This is a genomic window from Actinoplanes sp. NPDC051346 (assembly GCF_040682215.1).
Classification (GTDB): domain Bacteria; phylum Actinomycetota; class Actinomycetes; order Mycobacteriales; family Micromonosporaceae; genus Actinoplanes.
The window spans coordinates 558,614-572,168 of sequence record NZ_JBFBAJ010000002.1; the positions used below are offsets into that span (position 1 = coordinate 558,614).

At 72.0% G+C, this 13,555-nt stretch carries 9 protein-coding genes; 4 read left to right on the top strand and 5 right to left on the bottom strand.

From position 1 onward, the window contains the following. The first annotated feature begins 410 nt into the window (after nt 1–410). Nucleotides 411–2,237 carry a histidine kinase gene (locus AB0M36_RS06820; protein ID WP_364153517.1) on the top strand — a complete coding sequence of 609 codons (1,827 nt, stop codon included), beginning with the start codon at nt 411–413 and terminating at the stop codon, nt 2,235–2,237. Beyond that, complete coding sequence (locus AB0M36_RS06825; RefSeq protein WP_364153519.1) at nt 2,234–2,908, top strand: response regulator transcription factor; 675 nt, start codon at nt 2,234–2,236, stop codon at nt 2,906–2,908. The genes AB0M36_RS06820 and AB0M36_RS06825 overlap by 4 nt, the downstream gene beginning before the upstream one ends. Nucleotides 2,909–2,940: 32 nt before the next feature. Here the strand turns inward: AB0M36_RS06825 and AB0M36_RS06830 are convergent, their stop codons facing one another. After that, complete coding sequence (locus AB0M36_RS06830; RefSeq protein WP_364153522.1) at nt 2,941–3,513, bottom strand: DUF4360 domain-containing protein; 573 nt, start codon at nt 3,511–3,513, stop codon at nt 2,941–2,943. A gap of 314 nt (nt 3,514–3,827) precedes the next feature. Between AB0M36_RS06830 and AB0M36_RS06835 the strand changes: the two genes are divergently transcribed. Both AB0M36_RS06835 and AB0M36_RS06840 read left to right on the top strand, forming a co-directional pair. Continuing rightward, on the top strand, nt 3,828–4,280 hold the full coding sequence (locus AB0M36_RS06835) for a DUF6232 family protein (protein ID WP_364153524.1): 453 nt from the start codon (nt 3,828–3,830) through the stop codon (nt 4,278–4,280). Nucleotides 4,281–4,284: 4 nt separating this feature from the next. After that, a complete protein-coding gene (locus AB0M36_RS06840) occupies nt 4,285–4,587 on the top strand; it encodes an STAS domain-containing protein (RefSeq protein ID WP_364153527.1) in 303 nt (100 codons plus the stop codon). A 45-nt stretch (nt 4,588–4,632) separates the two neighbouring features. Here the strand turns inward: AB0M36_RS06840 and AB0M36_RS06845 are convergent, their stop codons facing one another. From AB0M36_RS06845 to AB0M36_RS06860, 4 genes are all read right to left on the bottom strand, one after another. Next, nucleotides 4,633–6,618, bottom strand: a complete 1,986-nt coding sequence (locus AB0M36_RS06845; protein WP_364154284.1) for a discoidin domain-containing protein — start codon at nt 6,616–6,618, stop codon at nt 4,633–4,635. A gap of 369 nt (nt 6,619–6,987) precedes the next feature. Beyond that, nucleotides 6,988–7,428, bottom strand: a complete 441-nt coding sequence (locus AB0M36_RS06850; protein ID WP_364153530.1) for a VOC family protein — start codon at nt 7,426–7,428, stop codon at nt 6,988–6,990. A 125-nt stretch (nt 7,429–7,553) separates the two neighbouring features. Continuing rightward, nucleotides 7,554–9,176 carry a hypothetical protein gene (locus tag AB0M36_RS06855; protein ID WP_364153533.1) on the bottom strand — a complete coding sequence of 541 codons (1,623 nt, stop codon included), beginning with the start codon at nt 9,174–9,176 and terminating at the stop codon, nt 7,554–7,556. A gap of 4 nt (nt 9,177–9,180) precedes the next feature. Further along, nucleotides 9,181–13,548 (bottom strand): hypothetical protein, encoded by a 4,368-nt coding sequence (locus AB0M36_RS06860; protein ID WP_364153535.1) that lies wholly within the window; start codon nt 13,546–13,548, stop codon nt 9,181–9,183. Between the last annotated feature and the right edge of the window lie 7 nt (nt 13,549–13,555).

The following is a 13,555-nucleotide window of genomic DNA, read 5'->3' on the forward strand; positions in this document are numbered from 1 at the left end:
GTCAGAACCGGTGCAAGGGCCAGAACGGCCAGGGCCAGAACGGCCAGCAGAACCAGAACAACAACAACCAGCAGAACGGGCGTCAAGGCTCCGATCAAGGCGGTAACGGTTCGGCGGCCCGCCAGATGAGCGATATGGAAAACGCCGCGGACAACGCCGAGATGCGCAACTGACCCGCAGTCGTAACCGGACCGACGGCCATCACCGTGAAGCGTTCCGGTGGGGCGCCGATTTCGCCGTCCAGCCAGGATCGGCGGGATCCGGCGCCCTCCGTCGCGCGCGGCGACGTGCGTGGTGTCGGCCCCGGATCGCCGCTGGTCAGCTCGCCCGCGGTGAACCTTGGTTCCGCCCGCCTCGTACTCTCCGGAGTGACACAAGCTGAGGTGACTACGGCGCGACGCGCAAGGCGGGTGGTGCGACAACTCGGCCTGGCGGTGCTCGTCGCCGCGGTCAGCCGGGGTGTCGACCAGCTGTCGTTCGATTCCACGTGGGCCTATTTCGAGTGCGAGCCCGGTTCGAAGTGGGTCTTGGCACTGCTCGGCGGCACGGTTCTTCTCGCGCTTGCCCGGCTGAGGTTCCCGGCCACGACCCTTGTCGGCGCTGCCGCCTTGTTCGCCCTGTGGCCCGCGGCCGGTGCGCTGCTCGCGTTGACGGCCTTCCGTGCCGCCGGGCACGTCCGACCGGAGCGCCGGCTGCGGATCTCGGTCGCGCTGGCCGTCGTGGTCGACCTCGCCGTCGCCGTGGCCGGCGCCCACTACGGCTGGACGATCGTTGTCGCCGGTCACGCCGTGGCGCTGCTCATCTGCATCGGTCTGCCGTTCGGTGTGCAGGTGCTACTCGGCAAGGCGGACCGACTCGTCGCGGTGCTCCGCGAGCGGGCGCACTACCTGGAGGACAACTACCGGCTTGCGCATTCGGCCGCCCGGCTCCAGGAACGGTCCCGCATCGCCCAGGAGATGCACGATCAGCTCGGTCATCGGCTGAGCCTCATTTCCCTGTACGCCGGCGCGCTCGAACTCGCCACGACGGGCACGGAGCCCACCCTGAGCGAGACCGACGGGGCCCACAGAGGTGGGGCCGGCACCGTGGGGACCGGGTCCGTGGGAACCGGAACTGTGGGGACCGGGTCTGTGGGGACCGGGTCTGTGGGGACCGGGTCTGTGGGGACCGGGTCCGTGGGCAACGGGACCGGGGGCAACGGGACCGGGGAGTACCGGCTCGCTGGATATGGGAACGCGGCGAGGACGCCGGCGGGTGCCGACGAGGCCCGGTTGATTCGTGGCACCGTACACGCCGCGATGCGGGAGCTCCGCGCGACGCTGGGCATGCTGCGCTCGGTCGATCCCGGCGAGCCGCTGCTGCAGCCGTTGGCGCAGACCGGCACGAAGACCGACCTGGCCATGCTGGTGGCGGAATCCCGCTCGGCGGGCGTACCCGTGGTGCTGACCTGGGACGGGGATGACCTCACCGATGCTCCACTGCCGGTCCGTCGGGCCGTGCACCGGCTGGTGCGGGAGGGGCTCACCAACATTCACCGGCACGCGCCCGGCGCGGAGGCGACGGTGGTCGTCGAGCGGTGCCTGGGCCGCGTACGGATCGAGGTCACCAGCAGCCCGCCCGTGCCGCGGGTGACGGCGCCGCGCTCCGCGGGTACCGGACTGGGTCTGGTCGGTGTGCAGGAACGAGTGCGACTCCTCGGCGGGGCCTTCGCCGCCGGCGCCACCGCGGGCGGCGGCTTTCGGGTGCTGGCCACGCTGCCGCTGGACGAGCCGGCCACCCCGGACCGCTTGCCGGAGCAGCCTTTGGCGGCCGGCCCGGCGCCCGTCCCGGCCCGGCGGGGGAGTGGCGTGCACCGGCGTACCCTGGATCATCGGCGCGGAATCGCCGTCGTTCTCACCGTGGGCCTGGTCGGCGTCCCGGCGCTGGTCTCCGCAGTGCTCAACGGCGCGTCGCTCGTCGTGCCGGGGACCGATCCCTACGAAGAACAGCCGGCCGAACCGGTCCGGATCGGCATGACCCAGGCCGACGTCAGGACCATCGTCGGTACGGATGATCCGCTCGCCCGCCTGGCCGCCAAAGCCGTGGAGACACCCCAGCCAGCCGATTCCACGTGCCTCTACTCCCTGGACTGGGACGACGGGGAGAACGAGGTGATCGTCCGGCATTGCTTCCGCGTCGACCGGCTCGTTGCCGTGGACGAGTTCCCGGTCCGTACGCTTGATCAGGAACCGAAATGATCGATGCCACCGGCCTGGTCCGGGTATTGGTCGCCGACGACGAGGCGCTCGTGCGAGCCGGCCTGCGCATGGTGTTGTCGCACGCCGGTGACGTCGAGGTCGTCGGGGAGGCCAGGGACGGCGCCGAGGCGCTCGAGCTCGCCGTCGGGCTGGCGGTCGACGTGGTCCTCATGGATGTGCGCATGCCGGGAATGGACGGCCTGACCGCCGCGGAGCGGTTGGCGGTCCGCGCGCCGACGATCCGGGTCGTGATGCTGACGACCTTCGGTGAGGACGAGTACGTGGCGCGGGCGCTGACCGCCGGTGCCGCCGGTTTCGTGCTGAAGGACACCGGGCCGCAGGACCTCATCCATGCCGTCCGGGCCGCCGCGAACGGGCACGCGATACTTTCGCCCCGGGTCATCCGGGGGCTGGTCGACCGGTACGTGACGGCCGGTGCGGGCCGGGCGGCCGAGGCCCGTCGGATGGTCGGTTTGCTGACCACCCGGGAGCGGGAGGTGCTGGTGATGGTCGGTCTCGGGCTGTCCAATGCCGAGGCGGCCGAGCGGCTCTATCTCGGCGAGGGCACGGTCAAGACGCACGTGCGGCATCTCCTCACCAAGCTCGGCTGCGGCAACCGGGTGCAGGCCGCGCTCGTCGCACGGGACGCCGGGCTGCTGCCGAGCGACTGAGCCTGTCGAGCACCGAACGACACAGCGACGGGTCAGCAGGCGCGGTAGCTGAGGTGGTATGTGCTAGCGACCTCGCTGTCGGTGGAATCCATGGTGATGAGGCTGGTGGGTGCGTCGGCCCGGTCCGCGCTCACGCGCAGCTCGGTATCGATGTCGATCTTGCGGCCCTGACCGCATGAGCTGAACACCGGGCCACCGCCGGCCGAGTCGGTGACCTGCCACGAGTCGTCCAGTCCACTGGCGAAGGGGTGCACGGTATACGTCGGCGCACCGGAACCCTGGAAGTGGTAGCGCGCGGAGAGGGAGGCCGAAGCACCTGGTTCGAGGTGGGCGTATCCGCGATAGTCCACGGCGGTGATGGCGTACCCCAGGGTTGCCGGCACGTTGAGCCGAACGGTGAGGCCGCAGGTGCGGCGCTGGTCGGGGTTCCTGGCGCCGGTGCCGGCCCGGGCGAGATAGTCGCTGTAGATCACGGTGAACGCCTCCCTGTCGGGCGACAGCCCGACCGCGACCGTGTCTGCCCGGCAGCCGGTGCCGTTCACCGTCAGCTTCTCGATGGTGACGTGGTCAGCGGGCGGGCCCGACGCCCGTGGTGGCGTCACCATCGCGGCAGAAAGGAATAGTGCGGCGATTGCCCGCATTCCCGGCATGCAAAACCTCCATGAATGGCTCAGGGTATTGTCGGCGTGACAATCCGAGCGCATATTCTCATCCAGAGTGACCGGCCCACAACGTCGATGACGCTCTGCGCCAGCGTCGTCACGCCGAAGCCTGGAGCCAAAATGGCTGCTATCCCGTTTGGTAGAGGTGTTCGGGTCGTTCGGTAGAGGAACGGCGCGGAGTCTCCTGTGATTCTTGGTTAACGAGGTTTATCCCCGTCTGCTGCGTCGACTGCGGATCGCATGAGAATGGAGGCGGCATGAGGACCATCTTCTATTACCACGGCCGAGAAATGATCATCACCGATCAGGCGCTCATCAGGTTGGGAAATGGCGTTGCCCGCTATCGGATCAAGCATATCGGCAGGGTGGGCATGGTGCGACGCTCGAGGTGTGGTCCGGCGTCCTCCGGTGGAATTGTCGTGATCGTGGCGCTGTTGACCGTCGGTCTGGTGGCCGGTTCGGTGCTGCAAAGGCCGTTGCTGCCCGCGATAGCGGCAATACTCGCCGCAACTCTCGCGTGCCGCCGACTGTATGTGCCGAGAATGGAGCTGTGGGCGGAATATCGCGGCAGTGTCGCGGTGCTGTTTTCCAGCACCGATCCTCGAGTCTTCGGTCAGGTTTCCCGGGCGTTGACGCGAGCCGTCGAATCCTGCAGATTGCGCAGGGACAGTGCGTCGACGGGTTCCGGCGAGCTTCGCTCCAAATGTTGATGACATGCAACTGCCAACGGGAAGTGGCGCACGTTCAGTCGTCCGCATCGCGCTCACCGGCGACCTCGACGAGGTGCGCGCCGGTGGCGCTCGGGACATCATCATCGGGAAAATATTCAATCCCACGCCGAGGCGGATAGAGCTGGACCTCAGTGAGGTCGCCAGCATCGACTCCTCGGCGTTGCGAGCCCTTGTGGCGTGTCATCAGCTGGCGAACATCGCGGGAAGTCGACTCGTCATAGTCGATGCTTCGCCCGCCGTACGCAAATCCATGTGGGGCTGTGGATTGTCGGGGCTCTTCTCCTGACGACGTCTCATTCCGAGGAGGACGGCCAGCCCGCGCCTGCGGTCCTCACCCGCTGTATACGCCGACCTCCCTCAGGGAGTAGCCCCAGCCGGTGCCGCGTTGCACCCCATGGACGCGCAGATAGCGGGCCGAGGTCGCGGTGAACCGGACATTGTCCAGGCCGCCGTCGCCAGTCGTCGTGGACCACACGGTTTCCCAGGTGCGGTCGTCGTTGGAGACCTCGACGCGGTACGCCTTGCCGTAGGCGCTCTCCCAGTCCAGCGTGACGGCGCGGACGACGCGGGCCGACCCGAGGTCGATCCGGAGCCACTGGTCGTCGCTCCACCCGCTCGCCCAGCGGGTGGCCGGGTCGCCGTCGACGGCCCGGCCGGGAGCGTAGCTGGTGAACGGATTCCACTCCGTGGAGCTGGCCGACGCGGCCGCGTTCCTGGCGAGATTCACCCCGGGTGCGTGCTGCTCCGACGCGGACCAGCTCCGCAGGTACGACTCGGCGCCCAACAGCAGGTCGTCCACCACCGTCTGCCCGCCCAACAACCGGATCTGTTCCACCCAGTCGGGCACCAGGCCGTAGTGGGCGGCGCCGTCGGTGTTGAGGTCCCACGTACGTTCCCCGGTGGTCGCCCGGTCGAGGACGGCGCTGCCATCAGCGCTGCGGTAGGGGTACCGAACCGGGTTCGGCGCGTTCGCACCGCGGGGTCCCGGCCAGCCACCCAGACCGTTCATGTCGGTGCCGAAGCCATAGCCGGTCCCGTACTTGTCACGCAGCGCCTTGGTGCGCGTGGCCTCGGCGATGAAACCCTCGGCGCCGTTCATGTACTGGGCGATGAAGCCGCCGAGCCGGTAGACCCGCTCCGTCCAGCCCAGATCCATCCAGCCGTGCGACGAGATCACCCCGGGATACGACGCGGATTCGAGTACGTCCAGGGTCCGGCCCGCGGCCTTGACGCTCATGTGGTCGATCTCGACCATCATCTTGCGCTTCATCATCCCGCGCAGGGCGTACTCGCCGAGCGTGGTGAGACCACGGACGTTGCACTGTGCGGCTGTGCTGCCGCCGATCGGGTTGTCGTGCTGGGGTCCCGGGCAGTTCTCCGTCATCCAGAAGGTGCCGGTGGACAGGAACTGGCCGCCGTTGATCGCCGTACCGGTGCTGCCCGAGTCGAACCGGACTCCGCACAGCGCGTTGTCGAACTTGTGGCAGAGGAACATGCTGCGCACGCCCAGCTGGTACAGCTCGTCGAGGCCCCGGTCGATGTCGCCGCTGTCGCACTGAGCCACGTCGAGGATCTGCTTGCAGCCGAACGGCTCGGACGTCTCGACGCCCAGGACGACGGCGAGTTTGCCCTGCCGGATGACGTCGCGGGCCTGACCGCTGTCGGTGACGATACGGAACCAGCCCTTGCCCGGGCCGCCGTACATCCGATCGATGTAGTCCTGCATCTCGTACGTCTTGCGGGCCTGCAGCCGGATGGAGGTCATCTCGTCACAGCTGCGGTCCTTGAAGAAGTAGACCGAGCAGATCACGCCGTTGGTGACGAGGTCGTTGACCAGCACGCGTTGACCGCCGCGCCAAGCGCGCTCGATCCAGGCGTAGTAGTTCTGCTGGTGGGTCAGTGAGTCGTGCGCCGGCCAGTCCTTGAACGTCGGCCAGCCGTTGGGGTCGTGCCGGCCGTCGCCGCCGTTCATGATCCAGTCGAAGATGGCCAGGGAGCCGTCGGGGTAGTGCTCGGGGCAGTCCTTGAGCGCGTCCGCGATGCCCGCCTCGGAGAACGACTTGCCGCAGAGCAGCCGGCCGCCGAAGGCCTCGTTGGACATGATGTGGTCGTGCGCGTCGACGAGGCCGCGGACCCGGCCCTGCGAGTCGGTGCCCTTGAAGGGCTCGCCCGTGACGTTGACCTGGGCGTCCGGCGTCGGCCGACCGGTCGGCACCCACCAGCCGGACTCGGCCGCCGCACTGGGCGCCGCGCTGAGCAGCAGGGCCGTCATCGTAAGGACGGCGGACAGCACCGCGATCCGCCCGTGGGCGCGCATCGGGCGTGCCAGCAGGGAGCGAATCGGGTGAGCGTCGCGGCGCCGCGACGTGGCGGTGCGCGTCAGACGACCGTTGTCGAACATGCCATCCTCCCATTCGGGTGCCGGATCGCTGTGGACATCCGGGGCGGTCGCCGGCGCGGCCGGCTCGCTCCGCTGTCGATGACCGGAGCGCCCGGGGACGCGTACGCGGATCACCGTTCTGACCCGCGCACGCTGAATCGGAAGTGGCATGGATATGTGCTGTCGCGCCGGGCGCGCCGCCTGATGATCGGGCGCGATCCCCACGGATATAGCAACACATCGATCAAGTCTCGGCAACACTTGTCACGAAGGTTTTTCACCTTCATGAGGCGGTGCGTTGCCAGCTCAGCCGATACTCTCGGCCAGCGAGACGATGATCCCTTCCGGCCCCCGGACATAGGCCATCCGCCAAGCACCCTCGTACTCGCCGATGCCACCGACCAGGCCGTAGCCTTCACTCGCCGCCCAGTCGACAGCGGCCCGCACGTCGCTCACCTCGAAGGACACGTTGCGCAGTCCCAGCTCGTTGGCCATGGCGTCCGGCGAGCCCGGCACGGAGTCCGGCCGCACAAATCTCGCGAGCTCCAGACGAGCGCCCCCGTCGGGCGACTTCAGCATGACGATCTCGGTGCGGGAGTCGGGAATGCCGCAGACCGTCTCCAGGAACTCGCCCTCGACGAACGTCCTGCCCTCGACCTCCAGGCCGAGCGCCACGAAAAAGGCGGTCACGACATCAAGATCGGCGACCGTGATACCGACATGGTCGAAGCGCCGTACGTATGACATGGACCGTGCTCCCGTCGTCGTATCGAACAGATATCTGCCACGCCAGGCGGCGTTTCACAGTATCTAGTGCCTCGTCATGCGGCCTTGGCGCGAAAGTCGAAGCCAGCGGCCCAGCGGGTGAACAGCTACGAACGCGGCGGCAGCTCAGCCCGGTCCCAGGCGGTGCCGGCGGCGCCGGACGCTGTGGCGGCGCGGACCGCGCGACCGGCCCAGAGCAGTGGCCGCCCCGCTTCGTCGTATGCCAGGTGGTAGCGGCGCGTGAGGGACCGTCCCGCGTGTGGCACCGCCCGGTCGGGAAGCGGGTCGGCGACGTCGCCGGCCAGCAGTGACCGGGTGGTCCTTCCGGTCAGCGCCAGCCGGACCAACACCGGACCGAGCGCCGGATCCTGATCGGGGCGCAGCGGCACCCAGCTCGGCGGCGGGTCGTCCACCAGGCGCCATACCAGGTCGACGGTCGGGTCGGCGGGCGCCTCGACCGGCGGGCGCGCCGGCGGGCGTCGTTCCACCGGGTGGCCGGTGCCGCCCTCCCAGCGTTCCTCGACGAGCCACGCCAGGTTGGCCACCTCGTCACGCGACAGGCTGATCTCTTCCATCGGGTCGCCGTCGATTCGGCCGACCGCGCCGGGCACCAGCAGCAGTCCAGGCGCTGCCGGGTCAGGGGTGAACATCGCCCAGTCCGCCGACGCGGCCGGGCCGATGACGTCGCGGTCGCCGAAGCTGTCCACGACGGTCAGCTCCTCGACGGTGGTCCAGGAGGCGGCGGGGAGCCGCAGCGGCACCAGATAGGCGTCCGCGCCGTACGAGATCGCGAAGTCCAGGACCAGCAGCCGGGCGAGGTCGGCCGCGCCCGCGTCCGCCGCACCCAGGTCCACCACCTGGTCGTCCACCTCCCACCATCGCTCGGTGGGCATGCCCGGGAAGCGCAGGAGAGTGGGCGTCACGGTGATCTCGGACCGGGTCGGCGGCTCAGCGCCGGACAACGGGCCGGTGGACCGCACCGGCGCGCAGTGATACCAGTCGACGTCGCCGCCCGGGTAGTCGGCGGCGAACACCGTGGTGCCCTCGCTGGAGGCGGCGGCGAGCCCGAACCGGTGAGTCAGCGCCGCGGCATCCCATGCCGGCACGTCCGCCGTCCGCGGCGCGGCCGTGTCCCGCCAGGCCAGCCAGGTCTTCAGCACGTCGCGCACCTCGTCGGGCCGGCCCGCCCCGCCGAACACGTCGGGCAGGGGGTCGCGGGGATCCAGCCCGGCGACCTCGTCCGCGATCGCGTCGCCGTCCGGCAGGCCGGCGAGCAGCGGCCACAGCTCGGTCGCCTCGGTGTCGTCCGTGGGCGGAGCGTCCAGCGGATAGGCGGCGGCCAGACCGTCCGCCACGGTCGTCAACCCGGCTTCGGAGACCAGTTCGCGCAGGGCACGCCCGGCGTCGGCCCGCCGCCACAGCGGCGTGGGCCGGGCTGCGGGAGCGGCCTCCACCAGCACTTCCAACGGTACGCCCGGAGGCAGCCGGTCAAGGCGGGTGTCGCGCGGCCACGATGCGTCCGGCGCACCCGCGGCCACGTGGGTCAGTGGATGGGTGATTGTGCTCAGGGTGGCTGATACCGGCGTCCCGGCGTCCTCGCCGAGCAACTCGCCCAGCTGCCACTGGCGGGCCAGCAGCCAGAGTGAATCGCCGATCCGGGCGGCGAGGACCTCGTCGAGGGGCACCGGGCCGCGCGGTTCGAGCCGGGTGACCAGCCGGGAACGGGCCATCGGGTCAGCCTCCGATCAGGCCGGTCGGTGCCAGACCGTCCGGCGGTGCCGGTGACGCGGTCGGCCCGGGCGGCTCGCTGGACGACAGCAGGGCGGGCAGCAACTGGTTGGGTCCCACGTCGGTCAGGTCGGTGGCGCGCAGCCGGGCCAGGCGCAGCGCCTCGTCGACCGTGTCGGCCAGCGCCGCGATCGACCACTGCTCCAGGTTCGGCGGCGGGACCGCGATCAGCAGGGTCTGCGGCGGAGCCGCCGTCGGCGCGGGCTGGTGGAAGGTCACCGCGGTATCCACCGCGGGCGCCGGGACGGTTTCGGTCCATTCGTCGATGACCAGGCCGGTGAGGGGGCCGGGCAGGCCGCCCACCGGTACCAGGGCGATCAGGTCGACGGTTCCGGGCGCTCCCGGTGCGGGGGTCCACCCGCCGGCCGGGAGCCGGACGGCGCGGGGCCGAGCCGCCGCGCCGCCGGGACGGGCGCCGGCCACGAGGTCGGCCAGGTGCAGGTTGCGCACCTGAGGCCGGACGGCGGCGGCGCGGGCCAGCCAGGATCGGACGGCCGGGTCCGCCGTGGGAGTGGCGGCGGTCAGCGGGTGGCCGGTGGCGGTGATCGTGGCACCGAGCGGCAGCCCGGAGCCGTACACCGCGTCCACGGTCGCCTGCGCCCAGCCGAGCAGCGCGTCGTCCGGCGCGGCCGAGCCGGGTTCGGCGGGCAGGGCGGCGCCGCGGCGGGCGGCCTCGGTCGCGGCGGCGGTGAGGGCCGCCCGCAGTCCGGCCTCGGTGTCGGGCACCGCGACTCGGATCCCGGCCAAGTCGGCCCGCAACAGCGTGTCGACAAGCTCGGCGAGATCAGACGGCGACGCGGAACGCATCCCGCGTGCTGCCGCGGTCCGGGTGGCGGCGGATGCGGCCGCCGCGCCGGCGGCGATCATTTCGGCCACCGCGGCGCGGGCGCGCGTGCTGATCGGCGTGACCGGTTCGGCCGTCACCCCGGAGGCGCCCGGGTCGGTTCCGGCACGGACCAGGTCGGCCGCCGTCAGCGGCCGGCCGGACCCGAGCACGCGCGCGGGCCGCGCCGCGGCTCGCACCGCCTGCACCACGGTGAGCTCGGTGGCGCCGAGACCGCCGCTGTGATCAAGGGCAGGCACCGCGGGACGGCCTGCCGCGCGGGAGGTCAGGGCGGTGAGGCGGGCGTGCAGGGCGCTTCCGGGTGCCACCGCGGCCTCGGCGGCTGCCAGCTCCAGCGGGCCGAACCGGCGCGGGTCGTCGGCGGGGAGGCCGGAGAACAGCTCGTTCAACCGGAACACCTGGGACGCGGCGGGAGCGCCGTCGTGTTCCGGTAGATCCGCCCACAGCCCGATATCCGCGGTGGACGGCAGGGCGGCCGCTACCCAGTCGGCGAGCACCGGCGCGGCGGCGGATCGAGGCGTGGCCGGCCAGCCGGCCGCGGTGGCCGTGCCGGCCGGCGTGGCCGCGAGCAGCAGCAGGACCCGGACCGGGCGGCCGGTGGCGGAGCGGTCGGTCCCGGGCAGCAGCGGCACGGGCACCGAGGTGCGGGCGGCGGCGGCGAAGTCGGCCACCCCGGCGGATCGGCCGTAGCGGCCCACGGTCAGTTGGTGCACGCCCTCGGCCAGCAGCAGGTCGGCCAGGGCGTCCAGGTCGGCGGCGGTGCCGGCGATCGCCGCGGTCAGGTCGGCCAGGGCTGCCGGGTCGGTGCTGATTCCGCCGGGCGGTACCGGTGCGGCGGGGAATCCGGCGGCCTCCAGCAGCGTCAGCCCGTCGGCGACAGCTCCCGGCGCGGACGGCCCCTGTGCGGACGGAAAGCTGTGGCGTACCGGGGCGATGAGAGTGGGCCGGTTGCGGGCGATCAACCGCTCCTCCAGGCGGGCGCCGAGCAGCTCGCCGAGCGGTCGGCCCTCGCGCAGCCCGTCGAGCAACTCGCCGGCGGCGCGAAGCGCGGCCGAGTCCAGCCGCACGGCGGCACTGCCCCGGACCGCGGCGGCCTCCGGGGCCGCCAGCCCGGTCGCGTCGCGGTGGCGCTGGCGGTGGGCGGCGTGCAGGACGGCCGCCGTGATCGCCTGCGCGGCGCCCGGGGCGTGCACGTACCCGGCGGGACCGCTGACCGGGTTCCGCGGCAGGAAGCCCTCCAGGACGCCGAACCCGCCGATGTGGATGCCGGGCCGGACGGCGGATCCGGCGGGCGGCCGGTCGGTGCGCAGGAAGATCAGCCGCTCCCACGCCGCCGCCGTGTACCACGGGTCGATGCGGGTGGCGAGTCCCAGCACGTGCCGCAGCAGAGCTTGCAGCAGCGCCGGGGACAGGGCACTGAGTCCGCCGATGGTATTTCGCATCGCGATGATGTCGGTGGGCGGATCGACCTGCAGGACGTCCAGCACGGTACGCCAGGCGTCGTAGCCGAGACCCGTCCGGTCGGCGGCGACCCACGTGTCCTCGGTCAGGAACTCGGACACCGGGGTGGTCCAGCCGGGTAGCGACTCCGGGGGAAAGCCGCGGGTCTGCGCGAGGGCGCGTACCTCGCCGTCGATGACCGCGACAAGGGCCGCCCGGGCCAGCTGGTACAACAGGGGAGCGGCGGTCCCGGTCGGGAGACCCGGAGTCTGCAGGATGACCTCCGGCAGCGGGCGCAGCGCCAGCGGGAGCAGATAGTCGGCCGGCCGAAGCAGGGGGCCGCCCGCGTCCCGGCGGTCCAGCACTGTCAGCTCGGCGTCCAGGGGCGCCGTTCCCGCGTGCATCAGCAGGTCCCGCAGCCCGGCGAAGCGGGCCGCCGCGGCCGGGCCGAACGCCGCCTCCAGCGGCGGCAGCGGATCGGTGCCGCCGTCGCCGGCCAGCGCCGCGGCGATCGGGCCACCCGCGCAGACCCGGGAACCGAAGCCATACGGCGTCCCGTCGCGACCGAGCGCCCCCAGCAACTGCGTGGTGCTGTCGCGGCCGGGCACGCCGAGGCGGGGGATCCGATCCAGAGCCGGCTCCCACCACGCCCGACGCACGGCTTCCACCGTGGACAGCATCGGGTCGGACGGCTCCCGGTCGATCTGCGGGAGCACCGGCAGGAGGCCGTACGGCTGGGCTCCGACCAGCACCACCGGCAGCGGCCCGGTCGCCTCGATCCGTTCCACGTACTGCCGCAGCGCCGCGTCGGCGTAACCGGGCTCGACCAGCTCGGTCAGGGCCGGGCGGATCGCTGCGGCCACCACGTACCGCAGGTCCCGCTCGGCGTTGGTCACGGCGTCGGTGGCACCGGGCAGCACCCGCCACGGCAGCCGACGCGTGCCCAGGGCGGTGGCGACCCGGTCGATCCGGGATCTCAGGTCCGGGGCGGAGTGCTCGGGCGCGCCCTCGTACCGCTGACGCTCGGCGGCCAGCACGTCACCGGTGATCGCGGTACGCCGGGCGGTGACCGCCCGGCCGAGCGCGGACGAGGTGGTCGGGTCACCCGGCATCGGGAACCGCATCCCGGTCGTCATGTGGTGCGCGTCGACCAGGTCGGCCAGTACCCCCGCCGCGGTGCCGGGGTCCAGTCGGGCCACGACACCGAGCGCGGTCACCCGTACCGGCTTGCCCGGCAGGGCCGTGCCGGAGGCGTCGACCAGCGGCACCACCACGCCGAGGCCCCGCTCGACCGCCACGGCGAAGTCGGTGACCCAGTCCAGCGGATTCGTCCGCGGCGCCAGCGGGTCGGCCGTGAGCGGGACCGGGTCGGGGCAGACCGCGCCGAGCGCGGAGGTGCGCCGCGGGCCGTCCGCACCGTCCAGGTCGACCGTTACCTGCCAGCGGTCCGGCATCAGCCGGGCCACCACCTGCCGGGTCCAGCCGGGCGGTCGCCGCGCCGCGGTCGCCGGATCCTGCCGCGACACCCAGATCGCCCGGTCCGCACCCACCTCGGCGCCCAGCCGCGCCCAGGCGGCCCTGGCATCGGTGTGCGCCAGCTTGCGGTACGCGACGGCGGCGGCGGCCTCGGCATCGGTCAGGGCCGGCTCGTGCGCGTCGGTGTGGATGGTGTCCGGTACGACCCGGGCCAGCAGGTGCCGGACGCTGCCGTCGTGCGGGTCGTCGAACGTCCAGCGGCCCGGGCCGCCCCAGGCGAGCCGGGCTTCCAGCCGGACCGGCAGGAGCAGCACCGGCAGGTCACGCTCCAGGGTCTCAGCGCCGGTGCCCTTGCCCACCACGCGGCGCTGGTTCTCGGCGACCGTGATGCGGGCCTGGTCCAGGGCCGCGGTCGCGTCGGTCAGCCGCGCGTCTCGGTCCTGGCCCGCCGGCTCGGCCGCCGCGGCGGCGCGCCGTCGCTCGGCAACGCGGGCGGCGTCCAATGCCTCGGCGACGGATTTGCGGGCGGCGGCCTGCTCAGGGGTCAGCGGCATGGATGAA